Source organism: Nostoc sp. FACHB-190, assembly GCF_014696905.1.
Classification (GTDB): Bacteria; Cyanobacteriota; Cyanobacteriia; order Cyanobacteriales; family Nostocaceae; genus Nostoc_B.
Genome location: NZ_JACJQW010000020.1, coordinates 120,472 through 141,878, shown reverse-complemented (window position 1 = coordinate 141,878; position 21,407 = coordinate 120,472). Strand labels below are relative to the sequence as shown.

Annotated in this window: 20 protein-coding genes; 5 read left to right on the top strand and 15 right to left on the bottom strand. The window is 39.3% G+C overall.

The window, feature by feature from the left end; genetic code table 11:
- The 3 genes from H6G28_RS21120 to hflX form a co-directional block, all read right to left on the bottom strand.
- Window positions 1–530: hypothetical protein (locus tag H6G28_RS21120; RefSeq protein WP_190673831.1), on the bottom strand; the 530-nt coding region annotated here is incomplete at its 3' end.
- Window positions 531–1,101: 571 nt separating this feature from the next.
- Window positions 1,102–1,989: a 2OG-Fe(II) oxygenase gene (locus tag H6G28_RS21115; RefSeq protein ID WP_190673829.1), complete on the bottom strand. Its 888-nt coding sequence runs from the start codon at window positions 1,987–1,989 to the stop codon at window positions 1,102–1,104.
- 253 nt (window positions 1,990–2,242) lie between these two features.
- A complete protein-coding gene (gene hflX / locus H6G28_RS21110; RefSeq protein WP_199331354.1) occupies window positions 2,243–3,934 on the bottom strand; it encodes a GTPase HflX in 1,692 nt (563 codons plus the stop codon).
- Here hflX and H6G28_RS36435 point away from each other — a divergent pair.
- Both H6G28_RS36435 and H6G28_RS21105 read left to right on the top strand, forming a co-directional pair.
- Entirely contained in the window at window positions 3,849–4,139 is a 291-nt protein-coding gene (locus tag H6G28_RS36435) for a hypothetical protein (RefSeq protein ID WP_199331334.1), read from the top strand. The genes hflX and H6G28_RS36435 overlap by 86 nt on opposite strands.
- A 120-nt stretch (window positions 4,140–4,259) precedes the next feature.
- Window positions 4,260–4,544 (top strand): DUF427 domain-containing protein, encoded by a 285-nt coding sequence (locus tag H6G28_RS21105; protein WP_190587910.1) that lies wholly within the window; start codon window positions 4,260–4,262, stop codon window positions 4,542–4,544.
- 216 nt (window positions 4,545–4,760) lie between these two features.
- Here the strand turns inward: H6G28_RS21105 and H6G28_RS21100 are convergent, their stop codons facing one another.
- The 7 genes from H6G28_RS21100 to trxB form a co-directional block, all read right to left on the bottom strand.
- Window positions 4,761–5,360, bottom strand: a complete 600-nt coding sequence (locus tag H6G28_RS21100; protein ID WP_190673827.1) for a Uma2 family endonuclease — start codon at window positions 5,358–5,360, stop codon at window positions 4,761–4,763.
- Window positions 5,361–5,475: 115 nt separating this feature from the next.
- Window positions 5,476–7,566, bottom strand: a complete 2,091-nt coding sequence (locus tag H6G28_RS21095) for a prolyl oligopeptidase family serine peptidase (protein WP_190673824.1) — start codon at window positions 7,564–7,566, stop codon at window positions 5,476–5,478.
- Between the two features lie 304 nt (window positions 7,567–7,870).
- Window positions 7,871–8,569 (bottom strand): MIP/aquaporin family protein, encoded by a 699-nt coding sequence (locus tag H6G28_RS21090; RefSeq protein ID WP_190673822.1) that lies wholly within the window; start codon window positions 8,567–8,569, stop codon window positions 7,871–7,873.
- A gap of 107 nt (window positions 8,570–8,676) precedes the next feature.
- Window positions 8,677–9,573, bottom strand: coding sequence for an ROK family protein (locus H6G28_RS21085; RefSeq protein WP_190673835.1), 897 nt, complete (start codon window positions 9,571–9,573; stop codon window positions 8,677–8,679).
- Window positions 9,574–9,613: 40 nt separating this feature from the next.
- Window positions 9,614–9,814, bottom strand: a complete 201-nt coding sequence (locus H6G28_RS21080) for a hypothetical protein (RefSeq protein ID WP_190587906.1) — start codon at window positions 9,812–9,814, stop codon at window positions 9,614–9,616.
- An 82-nt stretch (window positions 9,815–9,896) separates the two neighbouring features.
- Window positions 9,897–10,793: an ABC transporter permease gene (locus H6G28_RS21075; RefSeq protein ID WP_190673820.1), complete on the bottom strand. Its 897-nt coding sequence runs from the start codon at window positions 10,791–10,793 to the stop codon at window positions 9,897–9,899.
- Window positions 10,794–11,015: 222 nt separating this feature from the next.
- On the bottom strand, window positions 11,016–12,386 hold the full coding sequence (gene trxB / locus H6G28_RS21070) for a thioredoxin-disulfide reductase (protein WP_190673817.1): 1,371 nt from the start codon (window positions 12,384–12,386) through the stop codon (window positions 11,016–11,018).
- Between the two features lie 172 nt (window positions 12,387–12,558).
- Here trxB and H6G28_RS21065 point away from each other — a divergent pair, with 172 nt between their 5' ends.
- The 3 genes from H6G28_RS21065 (at window position 12,559) to H6G28_RS21055 (ending at window position 16,932) form a co-directional block, all read left to right on the top strand.
- Complete coding sequence (locus H6G28_RS21065) at window positions 12,559–13,884, top strand: class I SAM-dependent methyltransferase (protein ID WP_190673814.1); 1,326 nt, start codon at window positions 12,559–12,561, stop codon at window positions 13,882–13,884.
- 121 nt (window positions 13,885–14,005) lie between these two features.
- On the top strand, window positions 14,006–14,560 hold the full coding sequence (locus H6G28_RS21060) for a type IV pilin-like G/H family protein (RefSeq protein ID WP_190673811.1): 555 nt from the start codon (window positions 14,006–14,008) through the stop codon (window positions 14,558–14,560).
- A gap of 125 nt (window positions 14,561–14,685) precedes the next feature.
- Window positions 14,686–16,932, top strand: a complete 2,247-nt coding sequence (locus tag H6G28_RS21055; RefSeq protein ID WP_190673808.1) for an O-linked N-acetylglucosamine transferase, SPINDLY family protein — start codon at window positions 14,686–14,688, stop codon at window positions 16,930–16,932.
- An 89-nt stretch (window positions 16,933–17,021) separates the two neighbouring features.
- Here H6G28_RS21055 and H6G28_RS21050 read toward each other — a convergent pair whose 3' ends face one another.
- From H6G28_RS21050 to H6G28_RS21035, 5 genes are all read right to left on the bottom strand, one after another.
- Window positions 17,022–17,963: a glycosyltransferase family 8 protein gene (locus H6G28_RS21050; protein ID WP_190587899.1), complete on the bottom strand. Its 942-nt coding sequence runs from the start codon at window positions 17,961–17,963 to the stop codon at window positions 17,022–17,024.
- Between the two features lie 259 nt (window positions 17,964–18,222).
- Window positions 18,223–18,354 carry a hypothetical protein gene (locus tag H6G28_RS37405; RefSeq protein WP_277877191.1) on the bottom strand — a complete coding sequence of 44 codons (132 nt, stop codon included), beginning with the start codon at window positions 18,352–18,354 and terminating at the stop codon, window positions 18,223–18,225.
- A 229-nt stretch (window positions 18,355–18,583) separates the two neighbouring features.
- Window positions 18,584–18,760, bottom strand: a complete 177-nt coding sequence (locus H6G28_RS21045; RefSeq protein ID WP_190587898.1) for a hypothetical protein — start codon at window positions 18,758–18,760, stop codon at window positions 18,584–18,586.
- 112 nt (window positions 18,761–18,872) lie between these two features.
- A complete protein-coding gene (locus tag H6G28_RS21040) occupies window positions 18,873–19,787 on the bottom strand; it encodes a hypothetical protein (protein WP_190673806.1) in 915 nt (304 codons plus the stop codon).
- An 833-nt stretch (window positions 19,788–20,620) separates the two neighbouring features.
- Complete coding sequence (locus H6G28_RS21035; protein WP_190588303.1) at window positions 20,621–21,013, bottom strand: hypothetical protein; 393 nt, start codon at window positions 21,011–21,013, stop codon at window positions 20,621–20,623.
- Window positions 21,014–21,407: the final 394 nt, after the last annotated feature.

Genomic DNA, 21,407 nt, shown 5'->3' with positions numbered 1-21,407 from the left:
CCTGCTAGTTTACTACTTCCTTCTCGACTGGAGCCTGCTACTCCTACACTGGTTGCTCTTAAGCCAAATTCTTGACCAAAAAATTGATCCAGGCTTAAGGCTGCTTTATCGTGCGATAAAACGAAGGTGGCTGTGCGGAAGTCATCTTCTCCGCCTTTTAAACCGTTATCGCCAATTTCGATGCCAAAGTCAAATTTATGGGTGTTGCCATCTCCATTAAGACCCGCTTGACCGACGCTTTCTAGTAGTCCTAAGTTGCTGTATTCTGTTTTTGTGATGTCTGTTCCACTTAATCCTGTGACTTTTAGTCCCGATAGAAGGTAGTTGTCTTTGATGTCGAAGAATACTCCGCGAATGTCTCCAATATTTTTATAGGTTGAGTCGGTGATAAATTCTACTTTAAACTGAACTTTCCCTGCTCCTGCTATGCTGTCATCTAATGTATATTTGGCTTGTAGGGAACTGCCTGTAAAGTTTGTAGTTGTGAAGCTCATGGCTGCTGCGTTTGCTTGGGACGTTTGTCCTGCCATGACTACTGCTAATGATGATACGCCACAGGTTATGTAACCTATGAGTTTTTTTGATTTCATTTGTGTCACTTTTTTTAATTCTCCTTTTCGCATCTAAAAAGTTTTATCAAACTGCACCGCAGCATAAAATATCCCTGCAAAATAGAGTTTTTAAGTTATGAAAAACTAAGTTGATAAATTGCGCTAGTTAGAATTTAAAATGACTAGCGATCTATTATTTCAGCCTTCACTTAGTTTAAATAACGAAAACTTCTATTTTCTAGGGAGTTCAATCTGGGATGAGGTTGATATAAATCTCTGAAATTTTATTTTTTCTCAGTGACGAATAAATATAATTTGCCACAATAACTTGTCAGTAGTCTATAGTTTATCGACATTTTCATCAGAAATTTAATCTCAGAGCAAAAAGTCGGAGTTTCTCTGTATCTGTATAGATATTGGGTATTTACACCTGGAAAAATATTTAAGTATTTCCAAGTAAAGTGTATTTGATACTTAAGTCTGATTGATAAATAAAAAGTGAGGCGATCGCCTCACTTAAAGGAATTTTAAAGTAGATAAGTAATTTTGCTTAGGATGCTCGACGTACCCAGCCGTTAATTGTAAAGCGACTATCAGGAAATGCTTTAGATGAACACCTCACTGGCAGAACCTCGTGCATATATCGACTGAAGAAAAATACAATACTGTTATTGCGCGGTTCGATAGTTTTAAAGGATTCTGCTTTGACATAAAAGTTATTTTCAACTTTACTGTCATATATTAATAATTCTCCTCCAGAATACCGCTTAGGTTCTTTATTGAAGTAATAAACATAAGTTAATTCTCTGGTAGCAGTATCCGAACTACCATTATCGTTATGAATTTTGTAATAATTGCCATCATTATGTGCAGTGAGTTGGCTTTCAATTTGTCCTACTGTGAAGGGTGTCATTCCCAATTTGCTCATCACATCAGGCATAATCTGCTGAACTTTATTGACAATTAGTTCAGAAAACTCTGGAAATGAATACAGAACCATTGAGCGGCGATAATTTTTATCATTGGTCGAAGTACTAGTAGAAACAAACTTTGACTTATTAGCTAGTACATACTTAATCAGTCTTTCATGTTCACTATGTGAGAAAAAATTATCTATTTGTACATAATTAGAATTTAAAACATCATTGGCTACAGGTTGGACATTTTCAGGTTGCTGTATCCAAAGAGGTGGTTCGGTGATTAACCCAACAAGATGATCACTAGCAAAGCATAAAGCCGAATGCCCTTCATTAACAGGCACTTGAAATAAACCTTGACTGGCTGCTTCTTGTTTATAAGCACGAGCAACAACAGTGGTTAATAGGCTATGCAATACAGGGTCATCTGGATTGAGGTAAACTGTATACTGATGTCCCCCTGTTAAGAGAAGCTGAACTTTGACTTTTGTTGGTTCTAGTTGCTGGGAATTTGTTGACATAAATAATTGTGTTAGGGATAGCGATCGCAAAAAAATTTGGTAACAGCAAAAGTAATGAGAGTCTTCCTAAAACTTGAGTTACTTTCTATATCAAGTACCAAAATAAAAATATCTATTAATTACTGGTTCTAGCATGTCATTGAGCATCCTGTCATTCAGGAAATACCACAGTAATAGCCATATAGAAAAATTAAAGCCGTAGTTTCCCTAACTACGGCATTGATGTCATATCCTCAAATTTTATTTTCGGTATTTACCGAGAGTCAACAGCGTATGCAATCAATTGGCTAAGACGTAAACGCAAGGTTTCTAAACCTAAACGTTCGCTTGCGGAAATGAACACAGCTAGGGGAAATTCTTCTCTAGCTAAGGCTAATGTCTCGCTGTCTACTTGATCAATTTTGTTAAAGGCGACCAAGGCTGGGCCAGGAGTCACAGGCATAGCGGCGAGGATTTCTCGCACTGAACGAATGTGACTTAACCAAGCAGGATGAGACAAATCCACTAAATGTAATAACGCATCCGCTTCTGTGACTTCTTCTAAAGTTGCACGAAAGGCATCCATCAACGACGCAGGTAGTTCGTGAATGAACCCTACAGTATCTGTAATCAGAATTTCTTGGGGTTCATTGGTGTCTGCATGGGGAATGACCAAACGACGTGTAGTCGGGTCAAGGGTAGCAAACAACTGGTCAGCAGTATAAACTTCGGCGTTAGTTAAGGCATTGAGTAAGGTCGATTTGCCTGCGTTAGTGTAACCAACCAAAGCCACTGAAGGCACTTCTTGATGTTGTCTTCGTTGTCGTAAGCGCGAACGATGGGCTTGCAACTGGTTGACTTCTTGTTGCAGTCGAGAAATTCGCCGTTGAATTGCCCGACGTTCTGTTTCTAGTTTGGTTTCACCAGGGCCGCGAGTCCCAATACCACCACCTAACCGCGACATTGCCTGACCCCTGCCAGTCAGACGCGGCAGCATATATTCTAGCTGTGCTAGTTCTACTTGCAATTTACCAGCGCGGGATTGAGCGCGTTGAGCAAAGATATCTAAAATTACTTCTGTGCGGTCAACTACCCGAATTCCAATTTGCGCTTCTAAGTTGCGGACTTGGGCTGGTGAAAGGTCGCGGTCAAAGACGACGAGATTACATCCGAGGGTTTGGGCTGTTAAGGCGACTTCTTGCACCTTACCTTCACCGATAACTGTTTGGGGATGAATGCGCGATCGCTTTTGTTGTACTGTCTGTAGTACATCACCGCCAGCAGTATCTACCAGTCGTCCTAATTCAGCTAGGGTGTCGTGGAATTGTTGCAGAGTTAATTCATCGGTCATGACTCCCACAATCAACACGCGGTCATGATCAGCATCTACTTCCTGGGCGACAAATTCCCGCCGGAATTCTGCTTCCAGTCCTTCTACCAAATCGATGAAGTCCTGTTCTGCCAGCATATCCAAGCTCATTGGTGGGGAAATGCTAGAGTAGGTTGCTGAGTTTTGCGTACCGCGTTCTGAGTTTGGGACTGCTACTAGTTGTTTCGTATCAGATACTAAATGAGCTAAATAAGCTTCTTTGACATAACCTGTAGCGCCACCACCACGCTTGGTAAATCCTGTCCCAGTGATATTCAACATTACCAGCGCGTCTAACCGTTGCATTGCCATAGCAGTCAGCGCCACCTCATTGGGTGGTTCTGGTTTGAGATGGGTGGCAATACAGCGAATACCGCTCAGACGTTCTGCACCGTAACGGGGCAGTTCTAGCGGTGGAATTTGCGTCTGACGCGGTGTGCCTACCCCAACACGAATCACTTGACCGCGACGGTTGAGATAGGCACACACAGGTTGATTGATTTCTGTGCTAATGGCAGCCAGACGCTGCGAAAATTCAGGCGTTGTGATGCGATCGCCTGGTATACGCTGGTGGTACAGCCTCTGTAGTTGTTTCAGATGGCTGGACTTTAAACCTTGGAGATTTCCGAAGATGGTCTCTATAGGCGTTTATGACCAGTTAACTGGCCCTCCGAATCCGTCTATTGTCTATTTTACAACAGTTGCTAGGGTGCAAGCTCAGTCTTCTGGTAGGTGCATAGATTTAATTAGCTTTCAGTTTCAAGATACAGCAGATTCGATGTTTATGAGGTACAGCAACTGATTGAAAAAAGTAATGAGTAAGGAGTCAGAAATTTACTCATTACTTAATTGACAGCCGACTCCGAGTTTAGGCAGTACAGTGTCAAAATATTAAGTGTAAACTTTGCTCAAAAACGCAATTATGCCTAAAGCAATCTGGAACGGTGCAACTTTAGCCGAAAGCGACAAGACTATAGTTGTGGAAGGTAATCACTATTTTCCTCCCGACGCAATTAATAAGCAGTATTTCCAAGACAGCAGCACTCATACCACTTGTCCCTGGAAAGGTGTTGCTAGTTACTACAGCATCGCAGTTGATGGAGAGGTGAATCAAGACGCTGCTTGGTACTATCCCAGCGCCAAGGAAAAAGCTAAAAATATTGAAGGTTACGTCGCTTTCTGGAAAGGCGTAAAAGTCGAAGCTTAATTGAAGACGCTTCGGGCTTATTTGCTGAAACTAGTACAACAAGGCAAAAGTAAAAAATCAAAAGGAAAAAGAAAGAATAGTGATACTACAAGCCTTTTAGCAATTTCTTATGGTCTCTTTATTTACGCCAACCTGTACTAAATAATTAACAGAGTTTCAGTGAATAAGCCTTTTTTTGATCAATCATCAGCACGGCGATCCTTTTGTGTTCTGTGTTCAGATTATTTCACTTTCTGGTTCAACTAGCTCGAAATTGACTTTGTTATATAAATCTTGTAAGGAAATCTCAAAAGGTACAGATGCAAATGCGATCGCCTGATCTTCTTCATCATACTCACGCAGGTTCCATTGTTTTTTCCCAATCTTAGAAAACTGCTCTACATGAACTCGATATTGGTCAATTAAGAGATATTCTTGCAACGTGGGAATTGTGCGATACGCCGCAAACTTATCCTCATAATCATAATTCTTAGTAGATTTTGATAGCACTTCTAAAATAACTTGAGGATTAGTAATAATATCTTGGCGATTGTTAAAAAATTCCGGTTCACCTGCGATAATCATCACATCTGGGTATGTATAAATCCGTTTTTGCGATATCCATAGACGGACATCGCCAACAAAAACTTCGTAATTTTGCTGTCTAAATGCAAAATTTAACGCCGAACCAAGGTTAAGTGATATTCGAGCGTGATTAACTGTTCCACCTGCCATTGGAATTATTTGTCCATCAATATATTCACTTTTATATTCAGCCGCTTCCTCTAACTGTAAATATTCCTCTGGGGTGTAGTATTGCTGTTGTGTAACTTGCATAGCTTTTACCCATATTTATTCAACAGTGTAACTTGGTTATCTAACAAAAAAGGTGCGTTCTAGCATTGCAGAAACACACCTTCAATACTCCGCGTTACTCAGCGCACCTCTGCGTTTAAATCTTAATATCCAAAGTTCGCACTAAAAATGCCCATCTATCCGCCGCTTCTTCAATGATTTTAGTTGTCGGCTTACCTGCACCATGTCCAGCTTTTGTTTCAATTCTAATTAATACTGGTGCATCACCTTGATGGGCTGCTTGCAAAGCCGCCGCAAATTTGAAACTATGGGCAGGCACAACGCGATCGTCATGATCTGCGGTAGTAATTAAAGTAGCAGGATAAGCTGTCTTTGGTTTGAGGTTATGCAAGGGTGAATAAGCATACAGTGTTTTGAAATCTTCAGGATTATCGGGTGAACCATATTCTTTAGTCCAAGCCCAGCCGATAGTAAATTTATGAAAGCGCAACATATCCATAACACCAACGGCGGGTAAAGCTGCACCAAATAAATCGGGACGTTGCGTCATACAAGCACCCACCAATAAACCACCATTACTACCACCTGCGATCGCTAGTTTGCCAGTTTTGGTGTATTTATTCGCAATTAGCCATTCCGCCGCCGCAATAAAATCATCAAACACATTTTGTTTTTTCTCTTTCATCCCGGCTTGATGCCATTCTTCGCCGTATTCGCCACCGCCACGCAGATTTGGCATAGCATAAACACCACCCATTTCCATCCACACCAACATACTCACAGAAAAAGTCGGTGTTAAAGAGATATTAAACCCACCGTAGGCATAAAGATAAGTCGGATTATTCCCATCTAATTTAATGCCTTTTTTGTGAGTAATAAACATTGGCACCTTTGTGCCATCTTTGCTGTGATAAAAGACTTGTTTTGTTTCATAATCATCAGGATTAAAGCCAACTTTTGGTTGCCGGAACAACTGACTTTTTCCTGTTACCATATCGTAGCGGTAAATTGCGCCTGGGGTAGTAAAACTAGTGAAACTATAAAAAGTCTCTTTATCATGACGTTTACCACCAAAGCCACCAACTGAACCAACTCCGGGTAATTCTACCTCGCGGACAAATGCGCCTTTCAGGTCAAAAATTTTAATTTGCGATCGCGCATCTTGCAAATAATCAGCCACAAACTGATGATTGAGAATATTGACACTTTCTAAAGTCGCTTTACTTTGGGGAATAATTTCTTGCCATGCTGATTTATCGGGTTTATTAATATCAATGGCAATCACCCTCCCCCGTGGCGCATTTAAATCTGTACGGAAATAAAAAACACTATCATCATGATCAATAAAGCTATAATCTGCCTCAAACTCGTTGATTAATTCCACAACTTCCGCATCGGTATTCTTTAAATCTTTATAAAATACTAAATTGCGCGAGTCAGTTCCCAACCACACAGAAATAATTAAAAAGCGTCCATCTTCTGTGACACCACCACCAAATCCCCATTCTTTTTGGTCAGGACGTTGATAAATTAAAATGTCTTCTGATTGGGGTGTACCTAATTTGTGATAATACAGCTTTTGATAATAGTTAACATCTTCTAACTGAGTTTTAGAATTTGGCTCATCATAGCGACTGTAAAAAAATCCTTGGTTGTCAGTTGTCCAAGATGCACCAGAAAATTTAATCCACTTTAAATGGTCGTCTAAATCTTTACCTGTGGCTACATCACGGACTTTCCATTCTTGCCAATCAGAACCAGAAGTTGCCAGACCATAAGCTAAAAGTTTACCATCATCGCTAATTGATAATCCTGATAAAGCGACTGTTCCATCCGCAGAAAGTTTATTTGGATCAAGTAAAACTTGCGGTTCGTCATCTAGACTTTTTAAGGTATATAGTACGCTTTGATTTTGCAGCCCGTTGTTTTTGAAATAAAAATAGCGTTCGGTGGAACCGTCTTGCAGAGATTCGCCTTCTTTAAATGGGGTACCATACTTTTCATAATCCCAAAGTTTCGTTAAGCGTTGTTTAATTTTGTCACGAGCCGGAATTTCACCTAAAAATTCAAAAGTAATCTTATTTTGAGCATCAATCCAAGCTTTCGTTTCTTCAGAATCAGAATTTTCCAACCAACGGTAAGGATCTGCAACGACAGTTCCGTGGTAGTTATCCACTTGTTCGTTTTTGGGGGTAGCTGGATAAGTAATCTGTTTTGCTGTTGACATAGTTGGGGATACCATTCTTCTGTGTACATGGTAATCAGATTTCTCCAGCTTGTGGTAGCTTGCTAAAGCTACAGGTAGAATCCCAGGATTTACACTCCAGTAACACACTAAAACTATGGTCAAAAAAGTTACAAGAAATTGGACAATCCTAGCAAGCAATTTCATCATAGAAATATTAGAGTCAGAACAAAGCTAAATCTTGTAAAAACAGTATGACTTACACTCCACCCAAGCTAATTATCCCTCTTTTGTTACCTTCGGCAGAGAATAATCTGAAACTCCTAGTTTTACGTTATTCTCACCTTTACTTCTGACAATCTTGAAAGTTATTGGAAAGTTGCCGATAGACTATTACTGCTAGTTGCGCTCCTAAAATTGGTGCTATCCAATAAACCCAATGATGTTGCCAAATTCCGCCGACAAATGCTGGTGCAAAGGAACGCGCCGGATTCATACTTGCACCAGTAATTGGCCCCATAAATGCAGCTTCCACTGCTACGGTTAAACCAATTGCTAACCCAGCAAAACCTATGTGTGCGCGTCTATCTAGTCCTGAACCGAAAATAATCAGCATCAAAATAAAAGTCAGCACAAACTCTAATACTAAAGCCTGCATCCAATTATTATTTAGTGGTAATGTTGCTCCTAAATTGCCAACTTTTCCTAAGCTAATTACTAGTAAAGCTGAAGCGGCGATCGCTCCTCCTAACTGTGCCAAAATATAAGGCAACACTCGCCATTTAGGTAAAAAACCACTCGTCCAAAAAGCCAGCGTCACTGCTGGGTTGAAATGTGCGCCACTCAAATGTCCCAAAGCATAAATTAACGCCGCTACCACAGCACCAAACACAAAACTAATACCTAAATGTGACACAGCATTTTGACTGATGCTGTTCACCATGACTGCACCAGTTCCTGCAAACACCAAAATAAAAGTTCCTATTGCTTCCGCTAAAGCTTCTCGCCAGCAATGTGCCAGCGATTTTGGTAAACCTGAGTTCATTCTCTTACTCAGAACATCTGCATCTGACATTGCAAAAAAATTGATTCGTTGGCAATAATATTTCAAAAAAACTTGATATGTCAATCAAAAAAGCCGGAAACGATCATCTAAATTTTTATACAACTTTCCCAGGCTAACTTTGCTGCACCTACCATTCCCGCCGAATTACCCAATTCAGCTGGCAAAAGTTGTAACCCAAAACGCGAAGTCGCCATGACTCGCCGTTCAATTTCTGCTTTGGCGGCTGGGAAGAAAAATTTAAAACTAGCACTGACACCACCACCAATGACGATCGCTTCTGGTGTTAAAACATAAATTAAACTCGCTAACCCCGTTCCTAAATCTCTGCCATATTCTTGCCAAAAAGCCAAAGCGTCACTATCTCCCGCCTCAGCCAGAGCGCCTAATTCGGCAGGTTCTTTTCCTGTGCGGCGACGAATGGCAATAATTGAAGCATACTGCTCTAAAGAGCCTTGATTACCACTGTTACACATTGGGCCGTTAGGGTTGCAGGTGATTAAGCCAAGTTCGCCACCTGCGCCACGATGTCCGACAAACAATTTCCCATCCAGAATAATTGCGCCACCAACCCCGGTTCCCAAGGTCAACATAATAAAATTGTGCCAGTTACGACCGGCTCCTAACCAAGCTTCGGCGACTCCTGCACAATTCGCATCGTTAGCAATGACAGTGGGTTTGCCTGTTTTGGCTTCTAACCAGTCAGCTAAAGGGACATTATGCCACTGGGGTAAGTTAATGGCGATTTGAGCAATGCGTCCTGTAGCATCCGCCGGGCCAGGAGTACCGACACCAATAGCAATAGTTTGATTATCTGGGTCAACTTGCGCGATCGCATCTACCATCACACTCAAAACCGCTTCTGGAGTTGCTGGTTGGGGCGTTTCCACCGTTAATGATTGCCAGCAAGTACCATCTTGGCTGAACCGCCCTAGCTTAATTGCTGTTCCCCCAACATCAATCCCAATTACTTCTGGTTTAATCACTATTGCATATCCCACATTTCAGTTGTGATACAAAAATGTATCACTTGTCCTTGTCTGTGATGTAATCGGTTGATTCATCAGAACGTGCAGCAGCAACTTGCAGACTAGTATTTGGGTAATAATTAAAACCTGATTGCCCCCGCGAAGCTGCAACTGGTGTACCACTCAAAATCCCCGCCAGAGCAACAGAAAGCATAAATCCACCCGTAGCAGCAGCAATTAAACTAAGGTTATCTTTCACACGCATCTCTCCAGTTATCAGTTATCAGTTAACAGTGAAAAGTTATCAGTAAACAGACTGGTAACTTTTCAGTATTAAATGACTATTTCCGAATCCCATTTTCTCCCCGCAAACGAGGATTGACAAATTCATTTAACCCCTCACCAAGTAGGGATAACCCTACTACCATGAATGTCATTGCTAAACCAGGGAATAGTGTCGTCCACCAAACCCCTGTAGGTAATGCTTCCAGGGCTTGTTTTAAATCATGTCCCCACTCTGGAACTTCTTCTGGTAGCCCTAAACCCAAAAAGCCTAAACCGCCCAATACTAAAATTGCATCGGCGGCGTTGAGGGTAAATAGTACAGGGACGCTTTGAATGACGTTGAAAAATAAATAACGCGACAGCACAATCCAGGTAGAAGCGCCCATTGCTTGTGCAGCTTCGATAAAGACTTCTGTTTTCACACTCACTGTATGGTTGCGAACCACGCGGTAATATTGGGGGATGTAGGCAATACTAATAGCGATCGCAGCATTTAATATCCCTCGCCCTACAACAAAGGCCAGCGTCACAGAAAGTAATAATCCCGGTAAGGTATAAATACTATCCATCAAAAACAGCAACACCTTATCTAACCTACCGCCAAGATAGCCACTCACCATCCCCAGAGGTACACCAATCACCATACTCAGCGCCGTGGCTAAAATTACCACTTGCAAAGCAGCTTGAGCGCCAAACAAAGTGCGCGAAAATACATCATGACCCAAGCGACTAGTCCCAAACCAATATTTAGCCGATGGTGCTTCTTGAATAGGGTTAGCAAGAAAATCTTTGGGGTTTTGTAGCCATCCCCAAGCCTGCATTACAGGGGCGAAAAATGCCAAAAAGATAAAAAACAGGGTGATGGCTAACCCAATAATCATTAATTTTTGGGACAGGTTCGGATTTTTGGCAAAACGTAAAAAAGTTGGCAGCTGACGTTTAGTTATGGTCATGAGCGATCGCCTGCATTTAGCAAGATACGCTGACCATTGTACATAGGGGAGTGGAGAGTTGGGAGTGTGGGGAGTGTGGGAGGTGTGGGAAGTGTGGGAGGTGTGGGAAGAAAGATTTCTTCACCATCCTCCCACACCCCTGGATTTCTTTCTCTATTGCTTCCTGCGTCTTGTCTTCCCTATTCCCCATTCCCCATTCCCCATTCCCCATTCCCGACTCCCCTAAATGTTGCTTTCAATCAACTGGCGATACTCGCTCTTTTGCTTCACGCCTTTGATTTCTTTCAACAGTTCTTTGTCCTTGAAGAACTGTACAGTCGGTGTACCTGTCACGCCAGCGTTTTCGGCAATCTCACGGTCTTTATCGATGTCAATTTCCACAAAATGGATTTTGCCGTCGAATTCATCCACTACTTTATTGAGTATGGGTTTGAGGGTATGACAAGGGCCGCAACCGGGCGCAACGTATTTGACAATCAGCAGGCGATCGCTTTCGTGGAATAATTTGCGTAAAGCATAACCACCTTCATGGCGTGTTGACTGTAAATTAAACCCGGCTGCTTCCTCCGCTTCCGTTTTCTTTTGGGCTGGCTGAGTCTCTAACTCATTATTGATTGTTGCTTCTTGATGAAACTCTTGAATTAAACCACTAGAAGATAACCAACGTTCTGTCAACAACGCCGCCATACAACCAGTCCCCGCAGCTGTAATTGCTTGGCGATATTCATGATCCTGCACGTCACCAGCAGCAAAAACCCCTTCAACACTAGTTTCTACAGAACCATGTTTTGTGAGAATATAACCCACCTCATCCAGTTCTAGCTGTCCCTTAAATAAGGAGGTGTTAGGAGTGTGACCGATCGCATAAAATAAACCCTTGGCGTGAATTTCGCTTTCTGCACCGGTTTTATTATTGCGAACTTTTACTCCATCCATGTGACCATTGCCAAACACGTCTACAACTTCTGTGTTCCAATGCACCTGGATTTTCGGGTTACTCAAAACTCGGTCTTGCATAGCTTTAGAAGCCCGCATCTTATCAGACCGTACCAGCAAATTCACTTTAGAACCATATTTAGTCAGATAAATTGATTCTTCTGCGGCTGAGTCACCAGCACCAATTACCGCCAACTCTGCACCGTGGAAAATTGGTGTTGCACCATCACAAATCGCACAAGCAGAAATTCCCCGACTCCAAAACTGATGTTCACTGGGTAAACCCAATCGTTTCGCCGTTGCGCCAGTGGCAATAATTAAACTGTGAGCTTTAACTTCTCTTTCTTCAGAGCGCACAGTAAACGGACGTTGGCTTAAATCAACAGATATCACATCTTCAGTATATAACTCAGCCCCCCAACGCTCGGCCTGTGCCTTCATCCGATCCATCAGTTCCGGCCCCGTAATCCCTTGCGGGAAGCCAGGAAAGTTCTCTACTTCCGTCGTTGTCATCAGCTGTCCACCCGGCAATCCTCCAGCTTGGAAACCTTCAAAAACAACGGGTTTCAGGTTAGCTCGTGCTGCATAGATGGCGGCGGTGTATCCTGCTGGCCCAGAACCGATAATCACTACGTTTTCTACTGTTGGGTTAGACATATATCTATACGAACTCATAATGACTACGCTTAATATAACATAACTATAGAGTGAGAGGAAAGGCAGATAAATGGGAATACTCAAACTTAAGCAATTCTTTTAAGTCATGCTTCTGCCATATACAGGTATTGGGGCAGACTGTGGAGAATGCAATCACAGGAGCAATTTACCTATGAATAACCCAACATCAGACTTAAAAGAGAAAATTCGTCAGCAGTTTGAAGCAATTCCATACCCTAATAATTCTGTTGAGGAAACACCCAAAAATAAATTGAATTTGCTTTATGTTTGTAATTTTGTCACATCTTTCTATTTAAGAAATCAAGAAATTATAAATACTAAAGATAAAGTTATTTTAGATGCGGGTTGTGGTTCTGGTTACACATCACTAGCCTTAGCAGAGGCCAATCCTGATGCTAAAATTATCGGTGTTGATTTATCAGCAGAATCCGTAAAATTAGCCCGTCAACGCTTGCAATATCATGGCTTTGATAATGCAGAATTTTATACACTTTCCATTGAGGATCTATCCCAGTTAGGGATGCAATTTGACTATATCAACTGTGATGAAACTCTTTATCTACTCCCAGATCCAGTTTTAGGGTTGCAAGCCATGAAATCTGTTTTGCAACCGCATGGAATTATTCATACTAACTTACATAGTTACCGCCAAAGATTTTATTATTACCAAGCTCAAGAACTATTTCAACTAATGGGTTTAATGGATGGTACACCCTTAGAATTGGAAGCTGAATTAGTTCGGGAAATTATGGGATCTTTGAAAGATGATGTAGTTCTCAAACAAAGAGCTTGGGATAGCGCCTTTGAGCAAGCACCTAATTTAACTTTAGTGAATCATTTACTCCAAGGAGATAAAGGCTACACAGTTAAACAAATGTTTGCCATGTTGCAAGCTGCTGATCTGGAATTTATCAGTATGGTGCAATGGCGACACTGGGAATTAATGGATTTATTTAAAAATCGAGATGATTTGCCAGTTTTTCTAGCCATGAGCCTCCCTGAACTTCCACTAGAGGATCAGTTACATATATTTGAATTGTTACATCCTGCTCACCGTTTACTAGACTTCTGGTGTGGTCATCCCCATCAAGGAAAGTTATTTGAGTCAATTTCTGAGTGGACATTAGCAGACTGGCAAAGTACAAAAGTACATCTGCATCCTCAATTAAGAACAGAACAAATCAAACAAGATTTGATTAACTGCATCACTCAAGGTAGTTCATGGTCAGTTGCTAACTATATAAATCTTCCCTTAAAGGGGCCTGTAGAGTTAGATACCAACTTAGTTGCTTGCTTGTTACCTCTCTGGGAGGGAGAGCAAGCATTTGACTCCTTAGTACAACGCTGGTTACTGATTAAGCCAATAGATGCTGTCACTTTAGAACCGATGAGTTATGCACAAGCCTGTGTTCAAGTTCAAAATCTGTTGAGCAAACTGGAAGTCTTTCTCTATGTGCTTTTAGAACGTTGTGCATAAAACACATTCGGCAAATTTTCAGAATTTTTTGCTGTAGGTGATATGAAACGTGAAACAAGTGGGTAACTTAAGCCTAGAAGTCAAGAATAATACATCTCACCCCCCAGAGGAGAAACTCTCAATGAAGCCCGCAATCAAACCTGAACTTCAAGCTAAATTTTTGCAACACCTGAATAATCGTAAGAATAGAGCAGATGAAGGTTTTACCTTGATTGAATTGCTCGTGGTAGTAATTATTATTGGTGTTTTGGCTGCTATTGCCTTACCTTCTTTGCTTGGTCAAGTTAACAAAGCCAAGCAGTCAGAAGCTAGAAATGGTATCGGTGCAATTAACCGCGCTCAACAAGCTTACTTCTTGGAATATCAATCCTTTACAACTGAATTAACACAGCTAGGTGTTGGGATTAAAACCCAGACTGATAACTACAAATACAGTAGTGAAATTAAAGGTAGCGGTACTAATATCGCTGGTATCATTTCCAATAAAGCAGATGCTATTAAACCTGCTCTGAAAGCTTATCTGGGAATTGTTGGTACCATCACAGGTAACACTCAAACCAATGAAGCATTAACAGTTGCTTTTGCGTGTGAAGCAAACGTACCAGGTACAACTGTGGTTGTAGCTGCAACCGGCGTTACTAGCTGTCCTAATAACTTTAAATCTCTGGGTGGTTAATGTAAAAAATGCTTTTTGTTGTGCGATCGCTAGTTAATAGTATTTGAAATCTGCATTAAGTGAGTAGTGACATTTTTAACTACTCACTTTGTTTTATTTGTTAGTAGTAAATGAGGAGTATTGAAATGTCTGCACTCTTAGCAACACAAGATTTAGTAGAACTTAATAAAAAAGCCTATAAATACCTAGTTCAAGGAAATTATTATCAAGCAACTCAAATTTATGAACAGCTAATTGATGCTGAACCTAATAACAAATCTTACTATTGGTATTTGGGTCTGATGCTTTTGCTACAAGGGCAAGAAGCTGAAGCCCAAACTACTTGGTTTATGGCAATAATGGAGAATGAAGAAAATAACATTAGTCAATGGACAGAGGAGTTGGGGGTAGTTTTAAATCAAGAAGCAACTAGAATAGAAAGTATCGAAGATAATACTAATGCTATCATTATTCGCCAGCAAATTAGGGAAATTTGTCCAACAGATATTTTTAATTTATTACATTTAATTAAGCTAGAGATTAAACAAGAAAACTATACAGGTGATGAATTAGACGAGTTAGGCATAATTGAAATATTACAGTCTGAGCCACCAATAGCAGTAGATTGGGAATTACTAGCATCAGTTTTAGAGGCTATTTTAAATTATGCTCCTTTACATCCATCATCAATAGTATTTACTAAGGCTTGTCTTCCCTATATTCGTGAACAGTCTCAAGCCAATACTTTCGTAAATATTGTAGTTCCAGTAGCAGTTAATATTGGTTATGCACAAAAACAAGTAGTACTAGCTGCTGCTTTTTTAGAAATTAGTTTAACTTTAGATCCTAAGAATAGAGAAATTCTATTCTATCTTACAGGTATGTATATTAACTTTGGTCAATATACTAAGGGCATAGAAACTGCCAAACTATCATATTCTTTATCTACAGAATTAACTGATAAAATATTTGCCAACAATTTAATTCTTAAAAGTTTAATCAGTTCTGGTGGTACTAATTGGCAAGCAGCTTGTGAAACCTGGGAAAAACATGAACTACTTTTGAAAGAGTTAAAGGAGTTAAATCCTAATGAATTAACTCCTTTACAAATATCGAGATTATTTAATACTAACTATTTCACTCCCTATTTTTACGACAAACCAGAAGCATTTAGAAATCTACGTAATAGCTTATCACGAATCTGCCAAAACAATATTGAAAGTTATATTCCAGAAGCAGTAGAAAAGCATAAAAAAAGACGCTCTACAAAAATATTATCAACTACAGAAAATCTGAAAATAGGTTACTTATCTCACTGTTTTAAAAGCCATTCTGTTGGTTGGTTGGCGAGATGGTTAATTAAACACCATGACCGCGATCGCTTTCAAATTAATGGTTATTATCTGATTTGCAATCCTGTATTTGATCCTTTACATGAATGGTATTTAAATCAATTTTATTACTCTCATAAATCATCTAATCTTGAAGCGTTAACAGAGCAAATTGCTCAAGATGAAATTGATATTTTGGTTGATTTAGATAGTATTACCTTAGACTTAACTTGTGGAATTATGGCTCTCAAACCTGCACCAATTCAAGTAACTTGGTTAGGGTGGGATGCTTCAGGAATTCCTGCAATTGATTACTTTATTGCTGATCCTTATGTTTTACCAGAATCAGCAGATGAATATTACAGCGAAAAAATCTGGCGTTTACCACAAACATACATAGCCGTTGATGGTTTTGAAGTAGGCATACCTACAATTCGCCGGGATGATTTAAAGATTCCTGCTGATGCAGTAGTTTATTTTAGCGGACAACGGGGTTTTAAACGTCATCCTGATACTGCACGCTTGCAAATGAAAATTATTAAGGAAGTACCTAAGAGCTACTTTTTAATTAAAGGTGATGCTGAAGAAGAATCAATTAAAAGCTTCTTTTATCAATTAGCTGAAGAAGAAGGTGTTGAGCTTGAAAGGTTGCGGTTTTTACCGGACGCACCATCAGAAGCGTCTCATCGGGCTAATTTAGGCATTGCAGATGTAGTTTTAGATACGTATCCTTACAATGGTGCGACAACAACTTTAGAAACTTTGTGGATGGGTATTCCTTTAGTGACAAGAGTTGGCGAGCAATTTGCCGCACGTAACAGTTACACTATGTTGGTTAATGCTGGCATCACTGAAGGTATCGCCTGGACAGATACCGAATATGTCGAGTGGGGTGTGCGCTTGGGTAAAGATGACAATTTACGCCAGCAAGTAGCCAGAAAGTTGAAAGCATCTCGCCAGACTGCACCTTTGTGGAATGGTAAACAATTTGCCCGTGAAATGGAAGCAGCTTACGAGCAAATGTGGCAGAAGTATATAATCTCTGGTGTTACTTCTAAATAAGCGTGAATCATACAGCAGTTTGCATATTCGTGGAATGCTTTAGAGACGTTACATATAACGTCTCTAAATGATTTGGGATTTTACGCTGACTACAATTTAGAAGTATTGAGTAAGGTGAGTTTACCAACTTTTCGACCTAACCTTCTCCAATAAGTATCTCGCCATCCTTTCCAAGATGTCATATCAAGATATTCAAAAAACAAATGTTTTTTTGGATGTTGGCATTCTGTACGTAATCCCGCATACCAGGGTTTAGGCGCATTAGTAAAATGAATAATGCCAGGATGATTCAATATTTCCTGAAGTACATTTTCTGGATATGGACTATCTTCTGATGATAGATCATTATACACTTTTGGCATTTGGTTCCATTTGGGATGAAGTTCTCCCCACTTACCAGCTATAACCGCGTTTAAACCATCTTGATCATCTGGTGAATATTCTATATTCTCTCTGAGATAATTAATAACTTTTAATCCCAGATTTTCCGTGCGCCATTTATCTAGATTAATTACTAACAGCCCAGAGTTGAAATATTTAGTGTCTGGAGATAAGCCTTGATCTTGATAATTTCTCAATCCTTGAGACATTGATATATATAGCTGTACGTCATCTTGTACTGCTAATACATAGTTATCGGCAATATCAATATTCCATAGTTCTTCTAAATCTCCTGTGACGACCATATCACTATCTAAATAAATTGCCTTATTAACTTCTTTGGGTAAAAATTCAGTAATTAGCAAGCGATAATAGCAGCTAATTGTGAGATGCCTAGATAAAACTAGATTCTCAAATATTTTGTTGTCTGGTTGTACCCAAGAAATATTTATTTGTTCGGGATTGAATGATTGAATTATTTTACGTTTGTTAGATTGACTAATGCCACCATCGATAATTAATAGTGAGATTTTTTGATTATTTTTCAGATTGGCTAAAGCTGAACGAACTGTGACAGCTAAAGGCATTGCATAGTTATTATCAGCAGCACAAACGAGAAAAATTGGTTGATGATTTAAATTAACCAGCATAAATTTGACTACCCATTGTTGTAGCGTAAGAGTTTGATGATTAGATAAGTAATTGCTGTACCAAAAAATATGAAAGTCTAATGGTACATGAAAAACTATTGATGAGGCATGACTTAGTGAGTTGCATTGTTACTGATGCAACTTACTCACACAAAATTATCAGCCATTCATGATGGCAAAGGTGAGTTTTTCTATTTATATGCCGTTGATGCTATTCCTCAATAGGAATAGGATTTTTGGCAAGTAATTTGATAATAAATCAGGGTGGAGTGTCTCCAACTTCAGCCATCACATTAAAATTCACCATTGGAGCGAATAAATAAACACTACCGCGATTAATGTAACGGCTTAGTTGCAGCCAGTTTTGAACTTCTGCTGCGATACTAATCATGAATTAGAATTATATTTTCAGTGTGTGGCTTGATAGTTACACGTTTGTGTACCCTTACCATCCTAGAAGATAATTACAAAATTTTTCTCAAGAATCAGTCAAGTTTTCAAAAAATCTATAAAGCATCAAATCAATATTTTATGATGATTTATATCGAATTAATTGATGTTTTTTAGATCACAGATTATTGATATTGATTGCGGATATCAAACCGAAGTTATTATATTAACTAATTATCACTGATAAGTTTACTGGTGTGATGATGTTTTGGCAAAAATGCGATCGCCAGCACGCACCTACAATAAAAAAGGCGGAAATCCCGCCGCGTCACACTTACACCTTGTTTTATCTGAATAAACTCAGTTTGACTGATAGAAATGACATTTTGATGACAAACTTGTGTCATTTCATAAACAGTTATATTGCTTCCACTTCAATCAAAGGTTAATAATTTTTTAGTATTTGTTACATCTGTATAGAAAAAAGGAGATTTATGGTTATTCACAAAGAGTGGTAGCTTAGGAAGGGCTTTTCTGAGCTTCTTTTTGAGCAGCTTCACTATACTTCCTATATAGTTCAGTACGAATCTGCGCTTCTCGATAGCGAGTGTGATTTGGTGGTACTGCTGCCATTAAATCAGATGCACGTTGCCATTTAGCGGCTAAATCTAACCACTGAATTGAAGTTGTAGCTGTTTTGCCATTAATGGTAGCTTGGTTGGCAATCCGCACTGCTGAACCAAAAGGATCATTCACTTCTTCAGGATCGCCAAGATTATTTTGAGCGTTATTAACTGGTGCTACGGGTTTGTTTTCTTTAGGTTTGGTGGTAGTAACCGGCTTGGGGGTTTCTAATTGAACTAGGATTTTTAGCCTATCACCTAACTGAGCGTATACAAGCCAACCCAATAACAACAGAAAGCCCAAACTTACAACTGTTGGGATTCTGGTTTTGGGTAAATATCGATATTTGTTTCTGTTAATGAGTACAGAATTACGTGCAGATTGAGTTTTGAGCAGATTTGACTGTGTTAGGTGAGTTGTAGCTTGGGTGAAGTCTTGAATTAGCTGCTTAACTATGTGTGGTTGCGCTAAAGTAATTTCCTGTGACCACAGTAATTGATTTTGGGGGTCGAGAGAAATTTCTTTGAGCCACAGTAGCTGTTCTTCTCTAACAATACGGCTATTAATATTGATTCGGTGAATATTACGTGGTGCGATCGATTCCAGAATTTTCTGGATTTGTTCTACTAGTGTTGATTGTTCCAGTTGCTCTATTTTAGATGCCTCACACAGAAGTTGTAAGACTCCATCAGCGAAGATAGCCCTAGTTCTGACACCAGAGTCGGCTAACTTTTCGTTTAACAATTGAATGATTGCAGCAACGCTACCTTGGTGAGCTTGCCAAGCAATATCATTGATCCGATCTACCATTTCTAGCATTTGAGTTTTCGTGATAGCTTTTTAACCCTGATTTGTTACCAGACGGGGATACTAAGGCTACTGTTCTAGGGAACTTGAGCTTGTCTTTAGATTTTATGAGTAAAAAGACGAGTTGCCAAATAAAATCTTTAAACTTGGCTTCCTTCTGCTTTTGGCAAGAAGAATCTAATAATATCAGTCAGTGTACCCCTGTTATGAGTAAGTGATTAATGATGAAGTTATAAACATCACTTCTGTAGTATAAAGTTCTGTCCGTCTAAATAGTATCAGGATCAATACTTAGCCATCTCTACTTTTCTAGTAATTTTTCTACCTAAATCTCCGGTACTGGTTTGATTATTATTGAGTTTCGGTACTATGGCTGCTATTTTTTAAGTAATTCAGCAGTGTTTTTTCTGTACCTGCTCAATCAATCCTAATTGATTATTCCTTTACTTACCAAGATAAATACAAGGGTTCATACTGAAAGGAAATAATTATCTTATACACTTAGTCCCCATTCACCATTTCCAGACTGCACAGGGAATTTCAACAACCACACCGGATAAGCTGTTAAACACCAAGGTTTAAACAGAGCAACCATTCTAAAATTATGTGAAAAGCCTATTTGATCAGCTTTTTGACTTCACGCTGCTACTATTACAAGAAGTGTAAATAAACATACCACACTTCGGCTACTTCTGCTCCTTTCGACTTCTCCTGACGGAGACGCTGCGCGAACGCTCAAGGCAAGTCGCTCAGTACAAGTACGCTCAGTGACCATAAGAAATTGCTCAAAGATTTGTGGTATCGTTATTATTTCTTTTTACTTTTGCCTTGTTCTACTAGTCTATTCTCGGAAAGAATGGTTTTTCTGGTGATTTATCTTTTTTATCAGAAAACTCTGTACAATTTTTAGCTTCATCAGTTAGCACAATAGAAGGTTGTACTGCACATTTAAGATAATGATTGTTAGCATAAAATCGACAATTCTTGCAAGGGACTTGATGCAAGGTATTGACGCTGAATACCATTTTATTATCTAGAAATCTCTTGATTTTTCTTAATATCAAGAAAAAAATTACCCAACTAAACAGTAGACCTACAGGACTTAAATATAATGCTGCATCTGGAATATTAAAGCCTTGAGGTTGGTTTTTTTCTGCTTGATGGTCACTGCGGCTTAAATAAGAATTGTTGATTTCTATTGTTTTTCTTACTTCTGGTTTGGTAAGCATCATCTGACTATATATATTGGTAGTATTTTGAGATTTTTGAACTTTCAATTCTCAGGCTTCTGAATTTATTGCCTAGATGCACCATAATTACCCATATAACTCAAGATGAATTATACATATATCAATATTTTATGGGACAACTTATGATGCTAGGTATATTTTTTAAGACTCTAATTATATATTTAGCGAAAGAAAAATCATCATGTCTCTGCCGAGAGTTTTGATTATGGTTAATAGAGATATATCAAAAGAAATAAGCTAATTGCTTAGTTTGCCATAAACAAATTTATGTAAAAAATGTGAAATATTTTATGGTTTAGATTGAGATTTTAAATGTTTTATTAATTTATTTAAACTGAATAGCTGAAAAGCCATAAAAAAAGGTGGTTTTACC